21 protein-coding genes, 1 pseudogene and 1 other annotated feature are annotated in these 26,139 nt (G+C 37.1%); of the genes and pseudogenes, 18 read left to right on the top strand and 4 right to left on the bottom strand.

The features are described 5' to 3' along the window. Window positions 1-193 precede the first annotated feature (193 nt). On the top strand, window positions 194-436 hold the full coding sequence (gene mazE, locus IV87_RS11095) for a type II toxin-antitoxin system PemI/MazE family antitoxin (protein ID WP_057804965.1): 243 nt from the start codon (window positions 194-196) through the stop codon (window positions 434-436). Further along, complete coding sequence (locus tag IV87_RS00605) at window positions 426-770, top strand: type II toxin-antitoxin system PemK/MazF family toxin (RefSeq protein ID WP_057804964.1); 345 nt, start codon at window positions 426-428, stop codon at window positions 768-770. Before mazE ends, IV87_RS00605 begins: the two co-directional genes overlap by 11 nt. A gap of 15 nt (window positions 771-785) precedes the next feature. Here IV87_RS00605 and IV87_RS00600 read toward each other — a convergent pair whose 3' ends face one another. Further along, window positions 786-1,055 carry an AbrB/MazE/SpoVT family DNA-binding domain-containing protein gene (locus IV87_RS00600; RefSeq protein ID WP_057804963.1) on the bottom strand — a complete coding sequence of 90 codons (270 nt, stop codon included), beginning with the start codon at window positions 1,053-1,055 and terminating at the stop codon, window positions 786-788. 205 nt (window positions 1,056-1,260) lie between these two features. Between IV87_RS00600 and IV87_RS00595 the strand changes: the two genes are divergently transcribed. The 16 genes and pseudogenes from IV87_RS00595 to IV87_RS00525 all read left to right on the top strand — a co-directional run bounded on the left by IV87_RS00595 (window position 1,261) and on the right by IV87_RS00525 (window position 18,190). Beyond that, the gene (locus IV87_RS00595; RefSeq protein WP_057804962.1) at window positions 1,261-4,521 is read left to right on the top strand and encodes an SNF2-related protein; all 3,261 of its coding nucleotides are present in this window, start codon (window positions 1,261-1,263) and stop codon (window positions 4,519-4,521) included. A gap of 185 nt (window positions 4,522-4,706) precedes the next feature. Continuing rightward, a complete protein-coding gene (locus IV87_RS00590; RefSeq protein WP_057804961.1) occupies window positions 4,707-4,985 on the top strand; it encodes a type II toxin-antitoxin system RelB/DinJ family antitoxin in 279 nt (92 codons plus the stop codon). Then, window positions 4,975-5,279 (top strand): annotated as a pseudogene (locus IV87_RS00585) (type II toxin-antitoxin system YafQ family toxin). Before IV87_RS00590 ends, IV87_RS00585 begins: the two are co-directional and overlap by 11 nt. A 137-nt stretch (window positions 5,280-5,416) precedes the next feature. After that, window positions 5,417-6,136: a sulfite exporter TauE/SafE family protein gene (locus IV87_RS00580; protein WP_057804960.1), complete on the top strand. Its 720-nt coding sequence runs from the start codon at window positions 5,417-5,419 to the stop codon at window positions 6,134-6,136. 237 nt (window positions 6,137-6,373) lie between these two features. After that, the gene (locus tag IV87_RS10990) at window positions 6,374-6,541 is read left to right on the top strand and encodes a hypothetical protein (protein WP_156407363.1); all 168 of its coding nucleotides are present in this window, start codon (window positions 6,374-6,376) and stop codon (window positions 6,539-6,541) included. A gap of 306 nt (window positions 6,542-6,847) precedes the next feature. Next, window positions 6,848-7,558, top strand: coding sequence for a GntR family transcriptional regulator (locus IV87_RS00575; RefSeq protein WP_057804959.1), 711 nt, complete (start codon window positions 6,848-6,850; stop codon window positions 7,556-7,558). A gap of 141 nt (window positions 7,559-7,699) precedes the next feature. Next, entirely contained in the window at window positions 7,700-8,014 is a 315-nt protein-coding gene (locus tag IV87_RS00570; protein WP_057804958.1) for a PTS sugar transporter subunit IIB, read from the top strand. Then, the gene (locus tag IV87_RS00565) at window positions 8,007-9,404 is read left to right on the top strand and encodes a PTS sugar transporter subunit IIC (RefSeq protein WP_057804957.1); all 1,398 of its coding nucleotides are present in this window, start codon (window positions 8,007-8,009) and stop codon (window positions 9,402-9,404) included. The genes IV87_RS00570 and IV87_RS00565 overlap by 8 nt, the downstream gene beginning before the upstream one ends. A 23-nt stretch (window positions 9,405-9,427) precedes the next feature. After that, window positions 9,428-9,757, top strand: coding sequence for a PTS lactose/cellobiose transporter subunit IIA (locus IV87_RS00560; RefSeq protein ID WP_057804956.1), 330 nt, complete (start codon window positions 9,428-9,430; stop codon window positions 9,755-9,757). Between the two features lie 3 nt (window positions 9,758-9,760). Then, on the top strand, window positions 9,761-11,269 hold the full coding sequence (locus IV87_RS00555) for a sialate O-acetylesterase (protein ID WP_057804955.1): 1,509 nt from the start codon (window positions 9,761-9,763) through the stop codon (window positions 11,267-11,269). 67 nt (window positions 11,270-11,336) lie between these two features. Beyond that, window positions 11,337-12,707, top strand: a complete 1,371-nt coding sequence (locus tag IV87_RS00550) for a glycoside hydrolase family 1 protein (RefSeq protein ID WP_057804954.1) — start codon at window positions 11,337-11,339, stop codon at window positions 12,705-12,707. Window positions 12,708-12,735: 28 nt separating this feature from the next. Then, window positions 12,736-13,608, top strand: a complete 873-nt coding sequence (locus IV87_RS00545) for an ROK family protein (RefSeq protein WP_057804953.1) — start codon at window positions 12,736-12,738, stop codon at window positions 13,606-13,608. Window positions 13,609-13,779: 171 nt separating this feature from the next. Next, the gene (locus IV87_RS00540; RefSeq protein WP_057804952.1) at window positions 13,780-14,262 is read left to right on the top strand and encodes a PTS sugar transporter subunit IIA; all 483 of its coding nucleotides are present in this window, start codon (window positions 13,780-13,782) and stop codon (window positions 14,260-14,262) included. Between the two features lie 21 nt (window positions 14,263-14,283). Continuing rightward, complete coding sequence (locus IV87_RS00535; RefSeq protein ID WP_057804951.1) at window positions 14,284-15,114, top strand: PRD domain-containing protein; 831 nt, start codon at window positions 14,284-14,286, stop codon at window positions 15,112-15,114. A 108-nt stretch (window positions 15,115-15,222) separates the two neighbouring features. Then, window positions 15,223-16,665 (top strand): PTS transporter subunit EIIC, encoded by a 1,443-nt coding sequence (locus IV87_RS00530; RefSeq protein ID WP_074693794.1) that lies wholly within the window; start codon window positions 15,223-15,225, stop codon window positions 16,663-16,665. A 34-nt stretch (window positions 16,666-16,699) separates the two neighbouring features. Then, window positions 16,700-18,190 (top strand): family 1 glycosylhydrolase, encoded by a 1,491-nt coding sequence (locus IV87_RS00525; RefSeq protein WP_057804950.1) that lies wholly within the window; start codon window positions 16,700-16,702, stop codon window positions 18,188-18,190. A 171-nt stretch (window positions 18,191-18,361) separates the two neighbouring features. Here the strand turns inward: IV87_RS00525 and IV87_RS00520 are convergent, their stop codons facing one another. The 3 genes from IV87_RS00520 to IV87_RS00510 all read right to left on the bottom strand — a co-directional run bounded on the left by IV87_RS00520 (window position 18,362) and on the right by IV87_RS00510 (window position 25,998). Next, window positions 18,362-23,230 (bottom strand): MucBP domain-containing protein, encoded by a 4,869-nt coding sequence (locus tag IV87_RS00520; RefSeq protein ID WP_057804949.1) that lies wholly within the window; start codon window positions 23,228-23,230, stop codon window positions 18,362-18,364. Window positions 23,231-23,638: 408 nt separating this feature from the next. Next, entirely contained in the window at window positions 23,639-24,409 is a 771-nt protein-coding gene (locus IV87_RS00515) for an acetoin reductase (RefSeq protein WP_057804948.1), read from the bottom strand. A 178-nt stretch (window positions 24,410-24,587) separates the two neighbouring features. After that, window positions 24,588-24,841 (bottom strand) — a binding site (T-box leader). 407 nt (window positions 24,842-25,248) lie between these two features. After that, window positions 25,249-25,998, bottom strand: a complete 750-nt coding sequence (locus IV87_RS00510; RefSeq protein ID WP_057804947.1) for a MurR/RpiR family transcriptional regulator — start codon at window positions 25,996-25,998, stop codon at window positions 25,249-25,251. Between the last annotated feature and the right edge of the window lie 141 nt (window positions 25,999-26,139).

Raw genomic sequence — 26,139 nt, 5'->3', positions numbered from 1 at the left:
AAAAATTACTCAACTTTGATCTTTTTTTGTGTGGTAAATAAAAAATATAACGTATTTGGTTACAGATGAAAAAAGTGAAAGGATGGCAATTATGAAAAATCGATCGTTTGTGAACACGACGTATATACGATATACTAAAATTGATTATTTTGATGACAACTTATGGAATCCTATTTTACGAGGAGGTAATACGATGAACACAAAGCAAACGATCAAACCACGACATGTTGGAAATTCAACTGTTTTAACGGTTCCAACAACAATTAAGATCGATGAAAATGTTCGTTATTTTGTAACTAAGGGAACAGATGGGGCAATTGTGTTTATGCCACAAATTGCCAATCCATTTGAAGAGCCGGAATTACGTCAACAAATTACAAAGCAAAAATCCGAGTTTGAAAATGTTAAACCAGAAGGACGTGAAAATGATGAATAAGTACCCACATTGTCAAGACATTATTTATCTTGATTTTGATCCTTCGGCTGGTAAAGAAATTAATAAGCGCTGTCCTGCAGTTGTGGTAAGTGTGACGCCTTATAATTATGCAACAGGGCTTTGTGTTGTTTGTCCAATTACGCATACAAAACATAAGTTTGGCTCCGTTAAGGTACACAATGCAAAAATTGATGGCTACGTAAATGCGTGGCAAATATATTCTTTTGATTACCATCGATGTCACATGGAAAAAATCGCGATGCTATCAACAGCTGATTTTAATTTGGTTATTCAAAATTACACTCAAATTTTAAGTCAGGGAATAGAAGCTTAAAACCAGTAAACAGGGCTAATCATCGATTATTTCGGCGCCAACATCTGGTCCCCAATCTAATTTCCGCTCATTAAAACGACCATATTTGGCAATGTGTTGATCAATCTGATTCCAAAAGACATCCTTATCTTGAGTTTGCAGAATATAGGAAGTTTGGTCTCTTTGAAGAAAATCGATTTTTGAATTGGTTGTAAGTTTCAATTTTTTTCGTATGTTTTTTGGAATTGTAATGCGACCCCTTGATGTGACTTTAACTGTTATTTTGTGATTCATTTCTTGTTGCATCGTATCAATTCCTCGTGTTATTTCTCAATTACAGCCTGTGATTAAATTGTCAGTTCGTCAATCAATTTACTATATAAAAATATAATAATAGTGTTCAAAAAACGGTTTAAATTAATCAATCGTAAGCAGTTATCACTGTTGTCAGCTGTAATAGTGTAAAATGACCAGTAGGTATCAAAATCAGATCAAGATTTGGAGTAATAGAATGCGTCGTAGAATAATGCCGTCTCGAATTTGGGACCGGGGGAAAAAGCTTTATCGTGCGAATAAAGTCAGAATTGATGATATTGATGAGGAAAAGCAGGAAATTATTGCCACTGTCTATGGAACCCATGCGTATGAAGTGCACGTCAATCAAGAAGATCCGGACAAAGATTACTGCAGTTGTCCTTATTTTCCAGATAATGGTTTTTGTAAACATATTGCGGCTGTTGTAGAGTTTTTTAAAGCTCAAGGGTTACCAGTGGAGGGACTTTTTAATAAGGATGGCTCTCAAGACACAGAAAAGGTCACAAAACGCAAAACGCCAGTTGTCAGTTTTCCGGAAATTAAAATGGTTCACCAAAAAAAATCACAGGCTGATTTAGATGGGGAACGTTTTTTGCAAAACTTAGATTTACCAGAAACGCAATATTTTCAACCACTTCCTGAAGTATCACCGGTTAATTTAAACCTTGAGGTAACTTTAGTAGCGGGCCCCGTCAGTGAAGGTTGGAATTATCAAGCGGAACACCGCTTATTTCTTCGTTTCCGAATTGCTAATGAAATTGACAATAAATTTTATGTGGTCAATGATATTGATCGGTTTTTTACGGCTTATGTGAACCATGAAGTTTTTAAAACAACCGGTAAAGCAGAATTTTTACTTGATAAAAAAGTTTTTTCGAAGCCGGATCGTGAATTGCTAGATTTTATTGCTAGCACCGGTAGTGCGCAGTTTGAAGGTGACAGTTCGCTGGATCCTAAGAAGTTTCTAATGCTTGAAACTTATCTTGTTCCACCATTCATTGAACTCCTTCAGAAACTACCGTTGTTTCATTTTCAACAAGGCGAAAATCAATTTGTGTTTGATGAAATCAGTTTTCAAACTTTCAATCCTGATGAGGGCCTAATCACAGGTGAATTAACTCAAGACGACGATGGCTACCAACTAGTCATCCAAGGTGGTTTTCAACTTTCTGTTCCCAGCAGTGCCTTGCTGATCAATCAAAATCAATTTTACCAAGCGTCGTCGCAACAGATGAGGATCATTGAAGCGATTGTTGAACACTATAATGCCATTATGACAAATAGCAATTTAGGCACGAACGATTCAAACAAAATGCATTTTGCATGGGGAGAAGAAGCCCAATTAAATAAGCTTATTGAGTTCTTTAAAAAAATTGGCGTAATCACTTTACCGCCAGATTTCATTACTAACCAAATGACACCTCATTTTGATTTGAGTCGAGATAAAACTACGCTGCAATTGAAGCTTGGTTATGAATATAACGGTAAACTGTTTGACAGTAACAAAATTAATCAGGTTTCTCAGAGCTTACGTAATCTTGATAAAGAAGATCAGACGCAAGATTACTTATTTAATTTACAGTTTATTCCGCAAAATGGCACTTGGATGAAAGACTTTGACGATACCGATGTTTTGTACCGGTTCTTCATGCAAGAACTTCCAAATATGCAGCAAAACGGGGTAGTAACAGTAAGTGATGATCTACAAAGTTTACTGCACGATTCAGAAGACTTAGCACCCAAAGTAGCTGTTTCAGAAGATGGCGGCTTGTTATCTGTTAAGTTTTCGCTTAAAGGCGTCGATGAAAACGATGTTGATAATGTGTTAGAGCAACTGGACTTTCAGCGCCCATACATCACGCAACCTGATGGTTCTTTAGTTCTTGTAGATGATGAATTTCGCAAAGTTAGTAAGGCACTGCTCAACATTCGTCAACAGGGTAAATTTAAAAATGGTGAGCTTAAGGTGCACGCGTCCCAAGCATTCGCAGTTCAAGCTGCCTTACAGGGAACAGCCAAGTTTGATAAGAAGTTTAGCCAATTAACGGAAAATCTCGCTCATCCGGAAAACTTTGTGATTAATTCCCCGCATCCGATTCATGGACTGTTGCGACCGTATCAGAAGGTCGGAGTTAAATGGTTAGAAATGCTTGATAGTTATAACTTTGGCGGCATTTTAGCCGATGAAATGGGGTTGGGAAAGACGATTCAAATGATTGCCTTTCTTTTGGACCATCTTGATAAAGATAAGCCTGATTTAATCGTTTCTCCAGCTTCTTTGATTTACAATTGGCAGGAAGAATTCAGTAAGTTTGCCCCAGAAATTAAAACCCAAGTTGTGGATGGCAATAAAGCCAATCGGCGTGATTTAATTGAAAATGGGCAAGCCGACGTACTGATTACGAGTTACAACAGTGCTCGTTTAGACGTCACAGAATATAATACGCGAAAAATTAACTATCTTGTGTTAGATGAAGCCCAATTTGTGAAAAATTCGAGCACAAAAACTAACCAAAGTATTCGCAAACTAGAACGCAAAAATACGTTTGCGTTGTCCGGAACGCCGATTGAAAACCGCGTGGAAGAACTGTGGGCAATCTTTGAAATTGTCATGCCAGGACTTTTACCAAGCAAAAAAGCGTTCAAACAATTGACAGCAGACGAAGTAGCGGTACGCGTTAAACCGTTTATTCTCCGTCGTGAAAAGGCAGTTGTGCTAAAGGATATTCCAGCTAAAGTGGAATCTAATTTGTACAATGAATTGACCAAGAAACAAAAAACAGTTTATCTGGCGCAACTCAAACAAATGCAGGTAAAAGTTCAGGGGATGACGGGTGCCAACTTTGTGAAAAACAAGCTAGCCATTTTAGCTGGTTTAACGCGATTACGACAAATATGTGATACGCCAGCACTATACTTAGACGATTACAAAGGCGATTCTGGCAAGTTAGAACAACTTACCGAAATTTTGCGACAAGCCGAAGAGAATAACCGCCATGTATTAATTTTCTCGCAGTTTACCAGCATGCTCTCGATTTTAGAAACCGAATTGAACAAACAGCATTTGGCACATTATGTCTTGCAGGGCAGCACGAAGCCCAAAGAACGTTTGGAAATGGTTAATGCGTTTAATGCGGGTGAGAAAAACATCTTTTTAATTTCGCTAAAGGCTGGTGGCACAGGATTGAACTTAACGGGTGCCGATATGGTTGTCTTGGTTGATTTGTGGTGGAATCCGGCGGTTGAAGATCAAGCAACTGCGCGAGCTCACCGAATCGGTCAGAAGAAACAGGTCGATGTGTTCCGGCTGATTACCAAAGGAACAATCGAAGAACAAATCTATAAATTACAAGAAAAGAAACGTAACTTTGTTGATCAAGTCCTTAGTGGTACTGAAAACAAAGGCTCATTAACCGAAGAAGAAGTTCGTTTAATATTGGGAATTGACGCAAAATAGGCAAAGTCAGGGATGGCTTTGTTTTTTTGTGGTTTATAAATGATTTTTTACTATCGTGTTGTTTGAGTGTGTTTTCAAAGCGCATATTGAATAGCAGCTGATAACTTTTGTTTGCCAAAACTTAATAAATTAGCTACAGTAAAAATGTAATACGATCGCAAACACAGCTGAAAGGAGTGCTTCAGATGAGTAATACTACAATCAAAAATAAAACAATATCAACGCGTGTTCCGGCTGATATTAGCAAACGCGCAAAGGCTAATTTAGCTAAACAAGGTTTAACCATTTCTGAATATATGCGTTTATCTTTGGTGAAGGCTGCCAATAATGAAGTACGTTTGGTGAGCTTTTTAGATTCACCTGAGGCAATAACTGCTAAACGAGAAGCCAAAGAAGGCAAAGTGACCACGACTGGTTCGTTGGCAGGTTTTGATAATTGGATTGATAAACTAGATGAAGATTAAACAAACCAGAATATTTGAACGAGAAATAAAAAACTACCTAAAAAACATTTTCCAGTTAAACTATTAAAACCTTGTGTGGCCGCAATAATTGAACAAGATACGGTTATTTTGAAACGTCTCAAAGATCATGCTTTAAAGGGAAGTTGGCATGGTTATCGTGAATTTCATCCAGCTAGATATGGCAATTATGGTAACTCGTATGATAATTGGGTGGTTATCTATTGTTTGAATCGAGATGAATTCGTTTTATTATTGGTGGCAACTGGATCACACGAAGTTTTAAATAAAAATTAACGTTAAGCTAAGCACGTTGGGGTGATACAAAAATCTCAACGTCTTTTTGATTAATTATCTTTAGACCAAACAGTTATTGACCATATTCAACAGTTCGACCATACTAAGGATAATTACTTATCTAAAGGGGTTCTAGCATGACAACTTGGTTATTAATTTTTATTCCGGCGTTATTGGCCGGCGTCGTTCAAGGCTTGACTGGTTTCGGTGCAGTGATCATTATGATGACGATTTTCCCGTTTATTTTACCTATATCCTCAGCGGCCGGAATTGCAGGCTTGAGCATGTTGGCAAGTATGATCGGGTTAACCTATAGATATCGACATGAATTTAAATTAAAACGGGTTATTGTGCCTTTTATTATTTATGCGGCAGTTGCCACGTGGTCGGTGCATCTTAGTAACGTTTTGAATTCCCATGTCATGCGCATGTTACTGGGCGGGTTATTAATAGCTTTGTTTCTGTATTTTACGCTGGTCAAAAATTCAGGCGAACGGCATTATCCTTGGTATATCGCAGTTTGTTTTATGGTGATTTCCGGATTCTTTAATGGTTTGTTGGGCATTGGTGGACCGTTGATGGCACTTTATTTCTTATCGTTATCTAACTCGATTCCCGAGTACACGGCCAGCATTCAGGGCTTTTTCTTGATTGATGCGTTTTATATTAACAGTGTGCGCGTTGGCAATGGTATTTTAAGTCTTCATGATGTGCCCTATATACTAGTTGGGATGGTTGCAGCAGGGATTGGAACAATCGTTGCAGCAAGAATAGCGAATAAACTTGATGATCAAACGTTTAGAAAATGGATTTACCGATTTATTGGACTTAGTGGGATTTATTATTTGTTCTTTTAGTGAACGTATGAAGTCGTTTGGTTAGTAGCATTATTGTGACTTTGTAAAGTTAGCAATGTATTTTGCCATGAATAGCGTATTTATATTTAGGTATTATTTAAAATGCTAACAAAGCGAATTTTTCTTAATAAAGAGTAGAAATGATGATATAGAATTAGTTCATAACTTGTACATTGGGTATAAAATGACAGTGGAGAGTACTTTTTATTACCTTACACATGACTGGGAGGTAGAAGTATGAAAAGTAAATTTAATACGACAATAAAAGTTAAAGATACTAAGGAATTACAATCAGTTTTAGACGTAATACATCCTTCGAAAAAAATTAGAGAGAGTCAAGAACACAAGAAAAGAGTTGCGACTGCTAAAAAAGCATTTGCTAACATGAGTTTTAAGATTAAGTGATCTTGATACAATTATGGAAGTTACAGAATATATATAACATGAGCATTATGCTCAAGACAAGATACTGGGGAAATATCCCTCGTGTCTTTTTTTGTAGTATTAAAAATGTATAGCACCATTCAGTTTGTATAGTATACTGATATTGGTATTAACGTTTCAAAAGAACCTGATGGTTGATACTATGTAAATAAAGAGTAAACTACGTGGATAGGCTGTATTAATAATTTGTAATGACCTATTATAAAGAAAAGAATAATAAACACAATCCTATAAAAGTAAAAAGTACGATGTGGAGGAAAGCTTCAAATGAAAGAAGCACCAAAATATGAAATAGTCGCAGACCACTTACGGCAACAGATCTTAGAAAAGGAACTGGCCATCAATGAACAATTGCCACAAGAAAATGCAATTGCTGCTGCTTATAATGTTAGTCGAATTACAGTTCGTAAAGCATTAGATATCTTAGTAGATGAGAACCTAATCTATAGAATTCAAGGTTCTGGAACCTATGTGAAAGATAATCAACCACATGAAACTGGTGCACAAGAGTCTAGTCTAGAAATTTTTGATTTTTCAAAATTTAAAGTGAAACTTTTGAATTTTGCAGTTGATAAACCAGATACTGACATTATGGACCAATTGAATGTAACGGAATTCGACTTTACTTACGAAATTGAGCGACTAATTTTAGATGAGGATGATGAAGTAGTTGCATTTCAAAAGATTTATATGCCGGCTAAAGTTATTCAAGGTATGCGGATGGATGTTTTGAAAGGATCAATATATGAGTTTTTAACAGAGGATCAAGGCTTGACATTGGGATCTGCTATTCGAACGCTATCTAGTGAAATTGCTAATTCAGATACGATTAAAATTATGGGACTAAATGAGGCTGAGCCGTTATTAACAATGGAACAAAGATCCTTTTTGAATAATGGTCAAATCTTCGAATATGTATACAATTATATTAGACCCTCAAAGTTTTCATTACATGAATCGATTAATTTAACAGATTAATCGGTTTTTATTTTTGCTTTAAATTTGTTATAACAAATTTAAAATAGGTATTGAATTTAGCGGTGACAGGATGTATACTCAAAAATGTAAGCGATATCAGAACGGCCGTTGATGTCAAATAAATACATTGGAGGAGATTTCATGGCACAGTTAAAGATAGCATTATTTTGTAGTGGTGGTATGTCAAGCAGTTTAGCCGGAGCAAACATGCAAAAAGTATTTGATAAAGAAGGCAAAGATGTGAAGGTTGATGCCTATGACTTAGGTATGGTTGATGAAGTAGGTGACGAAGTTGACGTTATTATGTTGGCACCTCAAATCAGCTGGGATTATGACGCGGTAAAGAAGAGTTTTCCAGACAAAAAAGTTATTAAACTTACTATGCAAGAGTTTGGCAGTATGAGTGGACAAGTTCTTATTGATCGGTTAACGAAGGAAGGTATTAAGTATGAATGACAAACCGGGTCGAATGCAAAGATTTCAAGCAAAGTTTACCCAGGTAGCTGGAAAGATAGCCGCAAACAAATTATTATTAACGCTTCGTGATTCATTTATTATTGTTGCTGCTACATCGATGATTGCTGGTTTTGCTATTATGATTCAAAATGTTTTCATCGATCCTACTAACGGTTTAATTTTTGGTAAACAAGGAATTGGATTAGGTCGATTAATTAGCGGTTCTTGGACAGCTTGGGCTAGTTCAGGATTATTTAAAGGGTTGACTGCTACCGGTAATATGATCGGATTGATTTCAAATGGTTCTTTAAATACATTTGCTGTTTTGCTTGTTGTTATTTTTTCAAATACCTTTTCAAGAAAGTATTTTCCAAAAAGCAAGGAACATATGACATCTGTACTATATGCGCTGGGTGCATTCTTTATCTGTATGCCTTGGAAGTTTCAATATACACCAACAACTGGATCTACAAAGCCAATTGAAATTTTAAACTATATGGATACGACATACTTTGGAACTAAAGGAGTTTTTGCAGCACTTTTAATTTCAGGATTTGCAGTTTGGATTTATAACAAAATGTTACAAACCAACTTTACAATTAAAATGCCAGATTCAGTACCACCAGCAGTAGGACGTAGTTTTGAATCCTTAATTCCTGGTGTTGTGACAATGGGTGTGTTCATTGTTTTAACAGCTCTTTCTACTGGATTAACTGGGGAAACCATGCCTGAACTTTTGTTAACAATCTTGCAGAAGCCAGCTTTAGCAATTTCCGGTACCGGATTCTTCGCGTTTATTTCACAAACCACTTGGAGTTTGTTGCAATGGTTTGGTATTCATCCAACTTCCATTTGGGGTCCAATTTTCGGATTAACATGGAACATTAACGATACTCAAAATATGTTAGGTCAAGCACATCATATTTATTCTACTTTATTTATGAACTTTTCAACTGTTGCAGCCGGTTCATGTTCGGTTTCACCAGTATTGGCTTTGATGTTGTTCTCAAAGCGATTAGCGGCCAAAAAAGTTTCAAAAATTGCTTTAATGCCAGCTATTTTTAATATTTCTGAACCTGTTACTTTTGGTTTGCCAATTATTTTGAATCCACTTTACTTTATTCCATGGTTAGTTGCACAACCACTAGCCTTCTACATTGGTTTGTTCTTTGTCAAAGTTGGTTTTATTGCACCAATCGTAAATAATGTACCTTGGACGGTTCCAACGTTGCTTTCTGGTCTTTTATATACAGGTTCAATTAAAGGTTTAATTGTACAGGCAATTATTGTTGCGGCAACAACGGCTATCTATATTCCATTCATTCAAATGGATAATAAGATTAACCCTGATGGTGATCTTGTTGATAAGACAGTAGCTGCTGAAGATTAGAATAAATAAGCAGGTGAAAGAGAATGGATGAAAAACAATTACAAAAAGCGATGCAGTTAATCTCCATTGCTGGAGATTCAAAATCTCAATCGATTCAAGCAATGCAATTAGCTGAGGATAACAAGATTGAAGAGGCACAACAAAAATTAAAGGCTGCCAGAAAGACTTTACATGAAGCTCACAATATTCAAACTGGTTGGATGACAGAAGAAATGAATGGTGCACAAATTGAAAAATCACTCCTATTAATTCATTCGCAAGATCATTTTATGTCGGCAGATATTATGCTGACAGTGGCTGAAAAAGTAATTAATTTGCATAAGGAATTGAAGCAATTAAAAGCTGAGGCATAGGCTATGAATAAAAAAGAGAATTTAACTTTTGAAAAAATCTTTTCAGATGAAATGGTCCTACCACAAAATAAAGAATTCAAAATTGCTGGACATGCGAATGCAGGAGAAAAGGTATCGGTTATCATTGAAAATACGCACAAAGAGTCAGTAGCCGATGAGAACGGTAGTTGGAGCATATTGTTTGCGCCTATGAAGGTCAAAAGATGCACAATTGTTGCCAATACATCAACTGAACATATTGAAATTAACAATGTGCGTTTCGGTAAAGTTTATTTGTTAGCCGGACAGTCCAATATTGAATATAAGTTACGAGATGATCAAGAATATAGCAAGATTTTGGCACACTTTAACCCACAGAATGCATATTTCTATAACGTTCCAAAAATCGAATTTAAAAATGTAGATGGATCTGTAATTCCAGATGATCTTCCCGAATCAAGTTGGCAACAAATTAGTAAGGAAACAATCGGTGAAATGTCTGCAATCGGCTTCTTTATGCTGGAGCAATTATTGCAAAAAGATCCCAGACAAACGATTGGAATTATTGATTGCTATAAAGGTGGTACATCGGCGTCCTCTTGGATTGCAAAAGAAGCCTTAGAAAATGATTCAGAGTTAAAGAAAACTTTTATAACACCCTTTAAGAATCAAATATTCGGAAAATCAGAAGCTGATTTTAAAGGAGAATTAGTAGACTATCAAAAGAGTGTGAATGTTCACAATACTAAATTAGCTGAGTATATGGAAAGAAATCCTAATGCTTCTCTTAGCGTGGCAAAAGATACAGTTGGTCATACACCATGGCCGCCGCCAATGACACCCAAGAGTTTCTTAAGACCTAGTGGTTTATATGAAAATATGGTATTGTCAGTTAAAAATTACACATTTAATGATGTTGTTTGGTATCAAGGAGAAAACGATGCACCAAATCCGCAAGTCTACGAAAAGTTGTTAAAAATCTTGATACAAAATTGGCGATCAGCATTCAATGACCAGTCGTTGCCTTTCTATATTGTTCAATTGCCCGGGTATGCAGATGAGCCCAAAGACGCATGGGCGATGATTCGGCAGGCACAACTAGCAACGGTAAAGGATGTACCATATACGCATTTGATATCAATAGCTGATACTGGTGATGAGCACAATATTCATCCGGCTTCAAAAAGAAAAGCAGGTACACGAATTGGCAAGATTGTTAGTGGTCTCCAATACGGTAGTACTCCCTGGGTGAATCGCATTGAATATCAGAATGGTGAATTAATTTTGACAGTAAGTCAGGCATCAAGCTTACATCAATCTGGAAATTGTCAGTTTAAAGTGTTGAGAAATAATGAATGGCAATCACAAGAAATTTTGAATATTCAAGGAAATCAAATTGTTATTAAGGACAAGAACCGTGATATTGAAGCAATTCAATATGAGTACGAAAATTATCCTAAACTAACATTGTTTAATGAAATTGATTATCCTGTCGCACCATTTAAATTCGGTTTTGATCATGATATAGATTAAAAATTGATGATCGTATCCTAGTATTAGTTGGGCTACGGTCATTTTTAGAAGAAAGGATCGGTATAAAATGAGTGAACTTAGAAAAAATTTCTTTTGGGGAAATTCAACATCAAGCATGCAAACAGAAGGTGCTTGGGATGAGGGAGGCAAGGGTAAATCGGTTTATGATATCCGTCCCGCTACAGCAGAAGTTTCTGACTGGAAAAATGGAATTGACGAATACCATCGATACAAGGAAGATTTCGATCTCATGAAAGAAATGGGAATGAATTTTTTTAGATTTCAAATTTCATGGAGTCGGGTTCAACCAGATGGCGAAGGAAAATTTAATGAAGAAGGTATCCAGTTTTATAGTGAATTTATTAACGAACTGTTGAAAAGAAAAATTACACCAATGATTTGTTTATATCATTTTGACATGCCACTTGCATTGTCAGAAAAATATAATGGTTTTTTAAGTCGCAAAGTATCAGATTTATTTGTAAAGTTTGGTATTGAAATGGTTAAGCGTTTTGGAGACAGAGTAAAGTACTGGATTACTTTTAACGAACAAAATTTGTACAATCAATTGGGAGCATCCACTTTTGCTGGTAATAAAAATGTTCCTGAAGATATTAATGTCGTTTATCAAATTGCACATAATGTTATGATGGCACATGCACAAATTGCTAATTATATTCATGCACATACCGATTGTGAAATCGGAGGAATGCTGGCTTACACAGAAGTTTATCCGGCAACTGCACGACCACGAGACATTCAAGTTGCGCGAGAAATTCAAGAATTTTCAAATAATAATCTTTTGGATGTTTTTGCACAAGGTCATTATTCAAAGGCTGTTTTAAAACATATTGAAAATTATCAAATCAATGCTGGAATTAAAAATGGAGATTTTAACATTTTAAGTCAATGTCATAGTGATTACATGTGCTTTAGCTACTATCGAAGTACCGTTGTGAATTCTGAAAAGATTCCTGAAAATTGTTCAGTAGATGATTATCTTAAATATGGTGGGGAAGCTAATCCTTATGTTAAAAAGACTCCTAATTACGGTTGGGAGATTGACTCACTTGGATTTCGTGATATCTTAAACAAAATTTATCATCAATATCAAATACCAGTTTTTCCCATTGAGAATGGCATTGGAGTCCAAGAAAAATATTATGGTAAAGAAATTCAGGACGATTATCGAATTAACTATATGCGTGCTCATATTCAAGCCTTAAAGGATGCTGTTGAGAAGGACGGAGTGGATGTCTTGGGATATTTAGGCTGGGGACTAATTGATATTCCAAGTTCTGCTGGAGATATGCGCAAGCGTTATGGTGTTGTTTATGTAAATCGAACAAATCATGATTTGAAAGATATGAAACGAATTCCTAAGAAGAGTTTCTATTGGCTGAAATCTGCTATTGGTAGTAACGGTAAAGATTTATAATTTCAAATAGAGACAGTGGTGAATATAAATGAAAAGTATATTAGTATTTGATGTTGGCGGAAGTTCAATAAAATGTGGGGTATGGAAAGATGAACAATTATCAGAACTTAAGAGTAGAAAGACGCCAGCCACTTGGGAAGAGATGAAAGCTGTCTTTTTAGACGTTAAAAATGAGTTAGATGACGAATTGCAGGGAGTTGCCATTAGTATTCCTGGTGCTGTTAACGTCAATGAAGGCGTCATTTATGGAACAAGTGCTATTCCCTATATACATCGTTTTCCAATTAAAAAGGAGTTAAATGAACTATTTGGCTTGAAGGTAACAATTCAAAATGATGCAAATTGTGCGGCGTTGGCTGAAGTATGGAAAGGTAACGCGGCGGATGTTGCTAATAGCGCATTTTTAATCATTGGTTCAGGAATTGGTGGCGCAATAGTTATAAATAAAAAACTTGTTCCAGGAAGTCATTTGTTTGGCGGTGAATTTGGATACATGGTTATTGATCAAAGAAATGGCCATACACTCAGTGAAATGGGCAGTCCGGTAACAATGGCACAGCAGTTCACGAAAAAACAAAACGATCAAAAAAATTATGAAGGAACAGATGTATTTGCATTAGCACAAGCACAGAATGAGCAGGCAATTAAAAGTGTGGAAACATTATACAATGCCTTAAGCATAGGTATATTTAATCTAGCGGTTAGTTTTGATCCTGATAAGATTTTAATTGGTGGTGGAATTTCTAGAAGACCTGATTTAATTACTGAATTGCAAAAACGTTTTAAAACCCTTGTGGTGGACAAACATGCTGATGGTTTAAATACGCAAATTGTGTCATGTAAATACTTAGCAGAGTCCAATATGATTGGTGCAGTTTATCAGTTTGAACTTGAAAAATAAAAAGCAGCTTGCATTATGTATACGTTTGCATTAATATAGAAACCAACAGAAGGATCATTACTCCTCGGGAGGTGTCACCTTCTAAAGAAAGTGTAGAATCATTACTTTTTTTAGAGGTGGATACACTTTCGAGGATTTTTATTTTCTTATTTTGGCTACAGGAGGAAAATCATGCTAAACATATTTAAAAAGAAAGTGAAAAAAGTGAGCCTGGTTGCTCCTGTAAGTGGAGAAACCGTAGAACTGAGCAAAGTACCAGATAAAGTTTTTGCATCAGGAATGATGGGAAAAGGAATTGCCTTTAATTTTGATTCAAATGAAATTGCTGCACCTTGTGATGGTAAAATTACTATGATTCCAGATTCACTACATGCATTTGGAATTACGGCCGATAATGGCGCTGAGATTTTGATTCACATTGGCTTGGATACTGTGAATTTAAAAGGCGAGGGATTTACTAAGTTAGTTGAGGTTGGTAGTCACGTGAAGGCCGGCAAACCCATTATTAAAGTAGACCATGAGGCCATTTTAGCAAAGGGGTATAACTTAGTCACCATGTTGTTAGTGACAAACAGTGATGATTATACAGTTGAGATTAAAAAGGTAGATAAGGTAGAAGCGGGGCAATCAGAGGTTGTGACCGTAGAAAAGTAGGCTTGGCTTTGGAGGATTGTGATGAAAGCAATCAAAAAAATAAATAACAATACTGCTGTTTGTTTAGACAGCCAAAACCATGAGTTAATTGCGATTGGACGTGGAATTGGATTTCATGAAATGCCGTATGAAATCAGTGATTTAGGTGCGATACAGCGCACATTCTACAATGTCGATTCTATGTATATCGATCTGGCTAGTGAGATTCCAGATGATATTCTAGAAACCGCAGCCCAAATAGTAGATATGGTGCGGTTAAAAGTTGATGCACCGATTAACTCAAATTTAGTGTTTACCCTTGCCGATCACATTAAATTTGCGATTGAACGGCGAAATAAGGGCATGGTGATCACAGCACCAATGCAATATGATATTCAGCAATTATATACCAATGAGTATCAGCTAGGTTTGAAGGCATTACAAACTGTAAACGAAAATTTGAAGGTACGATTACCTTCAGAAGAAGCAACTAATTTAGCACTTCATTTTATCAATGCTAAGGCAATGACGGCGAAGGAAATTAAAAACGAAGCAAATGGCGATTTAATTTCTGACATCACGGACATTATTTCAGGATACTTTGAAATTTATATTGATAAACATAGTTTTAATTATTCAAGATTTGTGACACATCTCCAGTATCTTTTAAAGCGGCAAGATCAAGGAGTGTTCATTAAATCGGAGAATAAAATGTTGTATGAGAATTTAGTGCAGCAATTTCCTAAAACAAATGAGTGTGTTGAAAAAATTGCTACATTCTTGCAGGAACGTATGGGTTTTGAACTAGAAAAAGAAGAAAAACTATATTTAATTTTACATGTAAATAGACTTTGCTCACGCGAGGGACTGTAACCTAACGGGCACCACCCTCCAGCAATAGAAACTAATCAGAACTTTTTCTGTTAATTTTTATCGTTGGAGGGTTTTATATTGTAAAGAATGTGAAAGAAGGAAAATAAAATGGCAAAAAAAGAAAAATATGAAGACATTTCAACTCATGTTGTTGAATTGTTAGGTGGGAAAGATAACATTGTGTTTTTTACACATTGTGTAACGCGATTACGGTTTAACGTAAAAGATAAGACTAGAGTTAACCAAGATGAAATTGAAAAATTAGACAAAGTTATTGGTGCACAGTGGTCTGGTGAGCAATTCCAAATTATTGTGGGACAAGATGTTGGGACAGCCTATAAAGAGGTTTTGGCACATAATGATTTGTCAGGTGATGGAGAAGTTCCTGCAGATGATACACCAAAGAAAAAATTTAGTTTTAATTCTGTTTTGGATGCAATTGCTGGTAGTATTACACCGTTAATTCCACTATTAATTGGTGGTGGGATGTTCAAGGTCTTATTGTTAGTATTGACAATGTTGGGTGTTCTTACTACAAAGAGTCCAAGTTATGTGATGCTAAACGCAATTGGAGATGCCGCATTTTATTTCTTACCAGTATTTGTAGGAGCCACGGCAGCCAAAAAATTTGGTGTTAATCAAGGAATCGGAATGTTATTAGGTGCGATGTTACTTGATCCTAATTTTGTAACCGCTGTCAGTAGCGGACATGCATTATCGCTTTTTGGCATTTCGGTTTATGCTACAACGTACGGTAATATGGTTTTTCCAAGTATTTTAGCAGTATTCATAACTTCATATGTTGAAAAGTTCTTCACTCGTTGGACACCAGATTCCTTGAAGTCTTTGATTGTGCCATTTTTCACATTATTAATTATGGCACCCTTAACTTTTTGGTTGCTTGCCCCAGCCGGCGCATTCTTAGGAACCTACTTAACTAAATTTATTTTATGGATTTATGGAACAGCCGGTTTCTTAGGAGTAGCGATTTTAGCTGCAGCTCTTCCATGGATTGTTATGACTGGTATGCATACGGCATTTACGCCATATGCTGTTCAAACTTTGGCAACAACGGGAACAGAACCAATTGTGTTTATTGCTAATTTTATTAGTAATCTGGATCAAGGCGCAGCTAGTTTAGCGGTTGGTTTGAAAACACATCATAATGAAAAACTTCGTTCTACGGCACTTTCTTGTGCAGTAACCGCTATTTTAGCTGGTGTTACTGAACCGGCCATGTTTGGAGTTAATCTAAAATTGAAGACGCCAATGTACGGTGCCATGATTGGAAGCTTCTTTGGTGGTGGTTTTGCAGGATTCATGGGTGTAAAAGCATACGCAATGGCCGGAAGTGCTGGTCTGCTTGGAACACCAGTTTTCATTGGCAAAACAATTATGACTTTTGTGTGGGCACTTGTTGGTATGGCAATTGGTATGGTGATTACATTTATTGCAACGATGATTTTGTACAAGGAATCGCCCGCAACTGCCTCGCAGAAGGTTGAAAAATCGGTAACAGAATCTGTAAATGTTGAACCAGTTGCTGAATAACTATTAATAATTATTTGAAAGGGGAACGAATACAATGAGTTTTAAAAATGGATTTTTATGGGGTGGCGCAACAGCTGCCAATCAAATCGAAGGTGCCTATAAGGAAGATGGCAAAGGTTTGAGTACAGCTGATGTTGTGACTGCAGGAACTTATGAAACACCAAGACATATTACTTGGAAGAACCCTGAGACCGGAGAGACTGGTTATAGTGAACTAACTTTTGGTGGGACACGAGTTGCTCCAAAAGGTGCACAACCTGCTATTTTAGATGGAGAGTATTATCCAAGCCATATTGCTTCAGATTTTTATCATCATTATAAAGAAGACATTGCGTTAATGGCCGAGATTGGTTTTAAGACTTATCGAATGAGCATCAACTGGTCGCGCATTTTCCCCAACGGTGATGATTCAGAGCCTAACGAAGCAGGTCTTGAATTTTATGACCACGTTTTCGATGAGCTCAATAAAAATGGCATTGAACCATTAGTAACTTTATCACATTATGAAACTCCGCTTAACTTAGCGATTCGATATAATGGTTGGGCAAGTCGAAAACTAATTGATTTCTATGTCAACTATGCTAAAACTGTTTTCAATCGGTATAACGGTAAGGTGAAATATTGGTTAACTTTCAACGAAATTAATTGTATGGATATGATGCCCTTTATTGCTGGTGGATTAATTGATAGCAGTCTGCAAAATCGTGCTCAAGGTGCCCATAATCAATTTGTGGCTTCTGCATTGACAGTTAAAGCCGGACACGAAATTAATCCTGATTTTCAAATTGGACAAATGCTCGCTTATAGCCAAGTCTATGCCTTGACTGCTGATCCTGCTGACCAATTAAAAGCCATTCAACAAATGGACGACACATTGTTCTATTCAGACGTACAGACTGGCGGACACTATCCTAATTCACGTTTGAAGATGTATGAACGTGAAGGTGTGAAATTAGATGATCGCCCAGAAGATTACGAATTGTTGGCTAAATATCCGGCTGACTTTTTGAGCTTTTCCTGTTACACATCAAATGTAGTCACAACCCATAAGGATCAAGCAGAAGATGCCGGTAATCTTCAAGTTGGCGTGAAGAATCCATATCTAAAAGCCAGTAGCTGGGGATGGGCAACGGATCCATATGTCTTGAGAATTGCATTGAAGACTTTAACTAATCGCTATCACAAACCCTTATGGATTGTTGAAAACGGACTTGGTGCGGTTGATGAGATTGCGGCAGATGGCAAGATTCATGATGATTATCGTATTGAATATTTGCAAGAAAATATTAAGTCGATGCGTGATGCTGTTACTACTGATGGTGCTGATCTAATGGGTTACACAAGTTGGGGATGCATTGATTTGGTTTCTGCCGGAACTGGTGAAATGAAGAAACGTTATGGCTACATTTATGTGGATCGCAATAACGATGGTAGCGGGACATTAAATCGAAGTCGTAAGGACTCATTCTACTGGTATAAGAAGGTTATTAGTACGAACGGTGAAGATTTGAGTAACAACGAATAATACTGATTAATTGTCCTTGTTGCTTATGCAAATTTGATACAAAGAATCGAATCAAAAATACCAAGAGATTTCAATTTAAACCAGAAAGCAGTATAAAAATAAACCTCCAAGAGATGAACACTAAGTTCAATCATGGAGGTTTATTTTATACGGAGTGTTTCGAACCCTTACTTAATGATTAGATTTCTTTCGTCTGATACCCAACCAGCCTAACAGAGTCATTAGACCCGTTATGCCAAGCAGTTGTGCAATTAAGCTTTTATGCTCATCAGTTTGTGGTAATTGATTAGTTTTCTTCTCAGTTTTGTTTACATCTTGCAGAGCTTGTGGTGCCGCACTAACCGTTGCGTTCAATGTAGACTTGCTTGGTTCAACATTTTCGATTGGTTCCTTGATATCAGGCACTTGAATGACTGGCTTTTCGCCAATCGGTTTATTGGGTTTGTCTGGTACATCCGGTTTGTTTGGTAGAGTCGGTTTTCCAGGTGTTTGGTCATCAGTTTTGGCATAAACTAGGATGACTGTGACGACTGAAGCATCTAAACTGCCACTCAATGGTGCTGATCCAGAAGCTAAACCAATATAATGATAGCCTTCAATTGTGAGTGGTGTAATTTCATAGCCGTTGCCTTGATAGCCTGCTTTGACAAAGGAACTGTGAATTTCTTTACCATTTTTATCCACAAATTTAACAGTTAACAACGAGTTTTCGGGGATAGTTTCCTCACTGTTTAAATGATAAACAAAGGTCACAGTTTGTGATTGTGCGGTTAAACTGCCGTTACTTGGCGCGGATCCTTCCGCCAAACCAACATAGTGATATCCCTGGTTACTTAAATCGGCGGGTGAGACATTGTAACCGTTGCCCACAAAGCCTTCCCGTGTGAGTTCAGGTGAAATTGTGCGACCTGCTTCATCCACATACCGTATTGTTAAAGTCCCAGCCTTTTCGGGTGTTGGGACAGTTGCACTAAATCGATAAACGAAGATGACTGTTTGGTTTTGATTCGTCAAGATTCCATTTTCTGGAGCAGAGTTTTGACCTAATTCAACGTATACATAACCTAAGTGAGTTAAATCGGCAGGTGAGACAGCATAGCTTTCACCCATATCACCAGTAATCGACTTATTTGGTTGAAGCGTATGTCCGGTTTCGTCCACATAGTTGACAGTAATCGATCCATGCGCAATTTCATAAATGAATGTGATGTTGTTTTGCGTATCATCTTTGTCAATCACAATCGAAACTTGATTGTTTTCATCCATTGCTGGGGATGATGACACGAGGTTATAGATGATACCATCCTTTGTGATTTGCTTTGCACCGGTCGCGGTGTAGACACTGCCCACGTCTAAATCCGGAATTGTTTGGCTACTTAAAATGGTGCCATCAGTCGTCTTATTAACGATTGTAGTTGCGGCTTGTTCCAGCTGATAAACTAGGGTCACATTTCTTGTATCACCAGTGAATGTTCCGGTTATTGGAGCCGAATTGCTGGTGGTATTTCTATAGGCATAAACCTTGTTATTCACTATGAGTGTTTCTGGGATCGTCACTTGATAAGGGCCGCCCATGTTACCCGTCAAACTAGTGCTTGCTTGTAATGAATTACCATCGCCATCTACGTAGTGTACTAGGATTTCACCAGTTTCAATCTGATACGTAAACACAATTTTGTTTTGACTAACTTCTTTTGCGATTGTGATGGAGACAGTTTGATTAGCATCCATGCCTGGATCAGCGGCAATTAATTGATAGGTGATGCCATCTTTAGTTATGGTTTTTGGTGCGGTGACTTGATATTTTGACCCTACTTTTAATGTGCCCGGATTAGTGAATGCTAACAATTTGCCGTCCGTGGTTTGGTAGTAAACGTTAGCTGTTGAACGTTGCAGTTTATAAATTAAGGTGATTGTCAGTTCATCACCAGTATACTTTCCGGTTAATGGCGCCGAATTAGCAGAGACCGTTTTAAAATCATAGATACCATTAGTTGTGGTTAGCACGGTTTCGGGTGTGATTTCGTATGGTTGACCCATTGTGTTGTTTGTTACAGTGCTTGGCTTAATTTGATTGCCATCTGTATCGACGTAAACGACAGTGAGTTGTCCAACTTCCGCTTGATAGTAAAAAATAATTTTATTTTGACTGACATCACTCACGGGAATAATTGTCACCGTATTTTCAGCATCCATTGCTGGATCTGAGGATACTAAGTCGTAGATAACACCGTTTTTGGTAATCGTCTTTGGTGCTGTGACTTGATAGTTCTGACCAATGGTAACTTCAGAGCTCGAAAAATCTAGCAGCTGGCCATCGTCAGTTTGGTAATAAATGTTAGCGATGCTTTGGTCTGCCACCACTGTGATTTGAACGGGAGTGGAGACCCTGCCACTATTTGTAAATGAAATCCAGTACAAACCGCCGACGACTTTAGCTGCGTTAAACGCTGCAGCATCTGTGTACGTTTTGATTATGGAGCCGTCAGTGTCAAACTCGGTAATTGTAAACGTTGTTTGATCTGCGATGCCATCATAATTAATCGTTTGATCACCGTTAGTATCGGTTGCCGCTTTAAAACTCATATTAGGTGTCCAAGTATCACTTTGGTGAATTGTTACAGGTTGACCGGTAATTGCTGCAGCATTTTTAACGAACTTTACGGTAAAGGCATTGAGTGCTGAAAACCCATATTGATCGTAGAACATCGCATAGGATGTGCTGCCATAACCGTTGGTGGAACCGCCGCTATAGTTTAGTTTTCCGCCCACCACATAGATTAGCAAATAGCTCGTTCCGACGTCTTTGTCAGGAGTCGTGTAATTTGGTGCTAAGACAGTGGCGATCAGTTGTTTGCCAGTGGGATCTAAGCCTAATGCAGCGTAACCAGCGGGATAGTTGCCTACATAAACGTAGGTTGTGTAAGGACTATTTTCTTTATTACCGAATCCCACCATAGTGCCACCACTTTGATATTGCGCATAAAGGGTTTGAAGCAGGGCATAATCATTGACGATACTAAATGAAAGCTCGCCATTAACAATGCTGTATTGAATCACTTGGTTAAATAACGGATAAGCCTGATTGGGATCACTAGCGTTGCTGACTGGAACGTAATAGGTATTTGTAAATACCTGATTGGAAGCCACATCACCAGTAGTGTCTAAGGATGTCATTTGCGAGGCTGGGCCAGGTTGCCACCAGCCAGCCTTGTTTGCAGCAATGAAATCAGCTTGTGGGATCGCGTTAAAGTTGCGATAGGCACCCAAAGAAGGCCAATCTTCAATCCAGTTTGAAAAATTTACGTGGGTGGTAGTCGGCAATTTTTGAATGACAGTAGGAATTTTAGTGAATTTATTATTGCCAAGTACTAGCCATTTTAATTGCGTAAGATTGCTCAAATTATCTGGTAAATCCGTTAAGTCGTTGCCATTTAATTCGAGAATTTGTAAGTTTGTTAAATTACCCCAATCTAATGGAATGGTTGAAAGATGGTTGTAATGTTCCAAGTCCGACGCTGTGTAGGCCGTTGTCGCATAAGGTTTGGCCGGATCATAGGAATAGTTTAAATGCACATTAGAATAATCACCAGGAATGAGATCTACGGTGCCTTTGCTAATATCACCTTCAATCCCACTTGAACCGACTTGCCTGCCACCATCGCCAGTGAAATTTTCGTTGGGAACACTACTAACGTCATAAAGCGAGCCTACATATAACGCCCAAAGATTCGTTAAGTTGCCAATACCAGCAGTTGATAGATCAGTCAACCGATTACTATTGAGATTTAGGTAACGTAGTCCAGTTAAATTGCCAATGTAGGGAAGTGAGGTTAAGCCATTTCCATCTAAATAAAGACCGTCGCGCGTTCCTGATCCACTAGCGCCCGGTTGTAGAATTACGGTTTTGCCATAAGCATCAGAACCATCACCATCTGTTCCTAGTTTGGTTAACTGATTAATAGTGGCTGGTAATGAGGTTAATTTAGCATTTTGTTCAATCCTTAGATTATGCAAATCTTTCAAATTACCAATTGCATTCGAAATACTGGTTAATTGATCATTTCGTTGAATTTTTAGTTCCACAAGATTAGTTAAGCTACCAATCTCGTCTCCAATTGAAGTGATGTTATTAAACCAAATTACTAATTTTTGAAGTCCTGTAAAGTACTGAAGACCAGAGAGATCACTGACAGCTAATGCCGGATTTTGAACTTCAACAGCCACATTTTGACCCGTTGGTGATTTTAATTGGGTCATGCCACCAATAGTAAATAAATTGATTTTGACCACAAGCTGTTTGGTGATGTCATTAGCTGTTGCGTTGGCGCCTAAAAGTCCTCGTTGCTTTAGTTGAGTGAGCGTTTGTTGCTGCAGGGATTTATCAGGCATCCAACTATCAATTGTTTCGTCTGCTAAAGCGGTTCGTGCCATGTTTTGTGAAGTGGCTTTAACCGAAACTTTAGTAGGCACAGCTTTCTTTGCTGAGTCGGTTTGTGTCGTTGAATTTTGCGAAACACTTGCGGTTGATGCACTTTGACTGCTGGCAGCACTGGTGACCGAGCTCGAATTAGTATTGCTTTGAGAACTGGTATTTGATACTGAAGTACTTGAGGCACTTGACAGTGAGTCATCATTGTTAGACGAGCTAGCACTAGATGAGTTAGCGCTTTCATTTTGCTGTTTTAAAAAATCGCTTTGACTGGCTGTATTTGCGGCCGAACTGGGGATATTACTAGATGATGATTGTGTTGCTTGATCATCTGTTTCATTTAAACTACTAGAAGCTGATTGGAATTGGGGAGTATCTGTGGCTGTACTACCGGATGCTGCCGCTGAAGAATTGATGGTTTGAACAACTGAACTTTCTGCGGCACTTGTAGTGTCAGCAGAAACGGGAGGGCCCGAAACAAACAAAATACCGCCAGATAATAGGGTGATTCCGGCTGTAAACCAAAATTTTCCCGCTTTATAGGCTTTGTAATGTAATTTTCTTTCCACACTATCTTGATATACCGCTACTTTCTTTCGACTTTCCATAGTTATCTCCTCCATATGACACATGTCTTATAATCCGCGAATATAAAAACATGATTGAATAATCAACTATTAAAAAAGCTTATTGGCGTGCAAGCAAACAAAATTTAATATAGATGTAGGAATAATTACCAACTTTTGGTGACATATCAACTGGATTATAACATGGTTAAGTAGAAAGATAGGTGTGAAAAGACTTTATGGAATTTTATGGTTGATGGTCAAAGTGCAACGCCTGATGATGATAAATATCAGATGGTGATTTCCGGCTTAACCATTTATACAAGACGACTGACTTGATTGTAAAATTGGGGATGGATAACATTATTTTGCTAACGATCAATTTTGTGGCACAAAAAAGAGTACGTTTCTTTTTACAAGCCTAGAAACGTACTCTTGTAATTTTATTTTTTAATGGAATCGCATGCCACCATCAACTTGTAGAGATTGTCCTGTTACATAGCCAGCAGCGTCAGAGGCAAACCAGGCAACAACTTCAGCTATATCAGCAGGTGTTGCTTCCCGACCAATAGCGATTTCACTTAAACAATTAGCCTGTTGTTGAGCAACGGTCTCATGTTTGATACTAGCAGTTTTTTTATCAATTGCATCGCGCATCTTGGTACGCACAATGCCGGGATTATAAGCATTAACCGTAATTTTATCTTCGGCCAGTTCTTTAGCGGCCGACTGTGTTAAGCCACGGATTCCAAATTTTGAAGCAGAATAAGCACTTTGTAAGGCAGAAGCTTCATAGCCAGCAAGGGATGCGGCATTGATAATGCGGCCGCCATGTCCCTGCCTTTTAAATTGTGTGGCGGCAGCTTGAATTCCCCAATAAGTTCCCTTGAGATTGACGTCTAATAACCGTTCGACATCTTTGGGATCGGAGTCGATAAATGAATCAATAAATGCAATACCGGCGTTGTTCACATATACGGCAAGTTCACCTAAGTCAGCAACTGCATCAGCAACTAATTGGAAAACTTGTTTGCGATTTGCGACGTCTACTAAGTAGGCTTTAGCAGAATAACCCGCGTCCTGTAAACTTTGCGCCACTTTTTTTGCGGTGGTTTGATTGATATCGGCAACAGCGATCGCATAACCATCTTTGGCTAAACGATGCGCGATGCCTTCACCAATACCTTGACCGGAACCTGTAATAATAGCTAATTTACTCATATTTTTTCCTCTTTTTCTCTAATTTGAGATATTCATCTAGTGATAATATTTTTTAACAGAATTTATTTCAGCACTATATGGCAGTTAAATTGGTAACACTGAGCTTTATGATTCGTAGTTTCACCTCTATTTTGTAATTCAAAAATAAAAAGCAATTTCACTCTTAATCTTTCAATAGATTAAGGACGAAATTGCTTTTCGCGGTACCACCTTATTTTAAATAACTTTCACAAGTTATTTCTTTTCGAGTACTACTTAATTTTGAATACTCTAGCGTGCTATCGGGCGTGTCCGCTGTCACCTAACTGATTAGCTCAGTGACAAAAAACATTAATTTAGACCATCTTCAATTATTAGTTCCTACTGTCTTACACCAAAATGACAGTTCTCTGTGAAGTCATAATAATCTACTCATCTATTTGTTTGCTTATTTATTAACTTAATACAGCATATTATTATACGGAATAATGTGTGTGTCAAGCACTTGATTATAATTTGATTAGGAACATGTGCGAACTATTTAATTGAAAAAATACACTCTGGAAATAAACTTTAGGTATTTTTGACACTACAGCACTTAAGAAAAAAGTCTATTACTCAATCGTGATGACTATTGACGCAAGTACAAATAAGTATGCAAAAGTAACACTATTGATTCAGACAAGTTTAAAGATGTGTAAGTAGATATTTTGAAAATCATATAAATTTCGTACATTGAAATAGTTCAAAATTAAAAAGTAACCGATATTAGATAACAATTGACGTTGGGTCCTTTACCATGAATACTTCAGGCTTATTTATACTAAATAAAGTAAACCTTTTTAGTTTACGAATTTTTATTATGAACTTTTTTGTAAAATCGCAATATTTTTTGCCAATTTTTCGATTAAAAAAATTGCGGGTACATGACTAGTAATATCGGCTGTTAAGTTCATTTCGATAGATACATAAATTGGAATGTTTACATCGGAAATGTTGGAAATCGAGTTTTTATCACTATTAGTGATAGATACTATGGTTGTTCCTAGGTCTGTAAAATATTCTAAGTTTCTAATTACTTTTGGTGATTCTCCAGACATTGACATGGCAATTATTCCAACTTTTTTTGCTGTTTCTCCAGAAATATTACTGATGGGATTAGCAAGTGGATTGGCTACACTAAGGGAAAAATTAAATATACTTGAGAAATAATATGCACCGTAGTCGGCGATAATTTTTGAAGCTCCCCATCCCAGAAAAATAATGATTTCTTTATCAATAAGTTCTTTACTTGCCTCCTGAATTCTATTTCCAATAAATTCTTCAGTTGTTTGATGCAAAAAACTTATTAAAGCAGTTTCGTCAATTGCTTCACTTATAGCACGTTTTTTCTTTTCTTTGACATATTGTCTCAACTTAAATCTAAAATCAGAATAACCCTCACATTCAAACTTCTTACAAAATCTCCATATACTTGTTTGTCCAATATGCATTTCTTCGGATAATTCCCTTATTGTCATAAAACAAACTTTACTTGAATTCTTAGAGATATAGTGAAATATATCGATTTCTGTAGTATTTAATTTTGGCGAATAATCTAAAAACAGCATAATATCTCCTTTATTTTTGTGAACACTCTGTTTCAATTACGAAATATATTACAAAGTGTGTGATTATATATTCAATAACTAATATCGTATAGACTTTTTAGTTAAGCTATATATAATTGCAGTTGAAGTAAGCGCTTAATT

Source organism: Pediococcus ethanolidurans, assembly GCF_001437405.1.
Lineage (GTDB): Bacteria > Bacillota > Bacilli > Lactobacillales > Lactobacillaceae > Pediococcus > Pediococcus ethanolidurans.
The sequence above is the reverse complement of the archived record's forward strand: the minus strand, read 5'-3'. Positions and strand labels throughout refer to the sequence as shown.

Coding starts and splice junctions, on each gene's coding strand:
- mazE (WP_057804965.1), top strand. CDS start 194: ATGAACACAAAGCAAACGATCAAACCACGACATGTTGGAAATTCAACT.
- IV87_RS00605 (WP_057804964.1), top strand. CDS start 426: ATGATGAATAAGTACCCACATTGTCAAGACATTATTTATCTTGATTTT.
- IV87_RS00600 (WP_057804963.1), bottom strand. CDS start 1,055: ATGCAACAAGAAATGAATCACAAAATAACAGTTAAAGTCACATCAAGG.
- IV87_RS00595 (WP_057804962.1), top strand. CDS start 1,261: ATGCGTCGTAGAATAATGCCGTCTCGAATTTGGGACCGGGGGAAAAAG.
- IV87_RS00590 (WP_057804961.1), top strand. CDS start 4,707: ATGAGTAATACTACAATCAAAAATAAAACAATATCAACGCGTGTTCCG.
- IV87_RS00580 (WP_057804960.1), top strand. CDS start 5,417: ATGACAACTTGGTTATTAATTTTTATTCCGGCGTTATTGGCCGGCGTC.
- IV87_RS10990 (WP_156407363.1), top strand. CDS start 6,374: ATGAAAAGTAAATTTAATACGACAATAAAAGTTAAAGATACTAAGGAA.
- IV87_RS00575 (WP_057804959.1), top strand. CDS start 6,848: ATGAAAGAAGCACCAAAATATGAAATAGTCGCAGACCACTTACGGCAA.
- IV87_RS00570 (WP_057804958.1), top strand. CDS start 7,700: ATGGCACAGTTAAAGATAGCATTATTTTGTAGTGGTGGTATGTCAAGC.
- IV87_RS00565 (WP_057804957.1), top strand. CDS start 8,007: ATGAATGACAAACCGGGTCGAATGCAAAGATTTCAAGCAAAGTTTACC.
- IV87_RS00560 (WP_057804956.1), top strand. CDS start 9,428: ATGGATGAAAAACAATTACAAAAAGCGATGCAGTTAATCTCCATTGCT.
- IV87_RS00555 (WP_057804955.1), top strand. CDS start 9,761: ATGAATAAAAAAGAGAATTTAACTTTTGAAAAAATCTTTTCAGATGAA.
- IV87_RS00550 (WP_057804954.1), top strand. CDS start 11,337: ATGAGTGAACTTAGAAAAAATTTCTTTTGGGGAAATTCAACATCAAGC.
- IV87_RS00545 (WP_057804953.1), top strand. CDS start 12,736: ATGAAAAGTATATTAGTATTTGATGTTGGCGGAAGTTCAATAAAATGT.
- IV87_RS00540 (WP_057804952.1), top strand. CDS start 13,780: ATGCTAAACATATTTAAAAAGAAAGTGAAAAAAGTGAGCCTGGTTGCT.
- IV87_RS00535 (WP_057804951.1), top strand. CDS start 14,284: ATGAAAGCAATCAAAAAAATAAATAACAATACTGCTGTTTGTTTAGAC.
- IV87_RS00530 (WP_074693794.1), top strand. CDS start 15,223: ATGGCAAAAAAAGAAAAATATGAAGACATTTCAACTCATGTTGTTGAA.
- IV87_RS00525 (WP_057804950.1), top strand. CDS start 16,700: ATGAGTTTTAAAAATGGATTTTTATGGGGTGGCGCAACAGCTGCCAAT.
- IV87_RS00520 (WP_057804949.1), bottom strand. CDS start 23,230: ATGGAAAGTCGAAAGAAAGTAGCGGTATATCAAGATAGTGTGGAAAGA.
- IV87_RS00515 (WP_057804948.1), bottom strand. CDS start 24,409: ATGAGTAAATTAGCTATTATTACAGGTTCCGGTCAAGGTATTGGTGAA.
- IV87_RS00510 (WP_057804947.1), bottom strand. CDS start 25,998: ATGCTGTTTTTAGATTATTCGCCAAAATTAAATACTACAGAAATCGAT.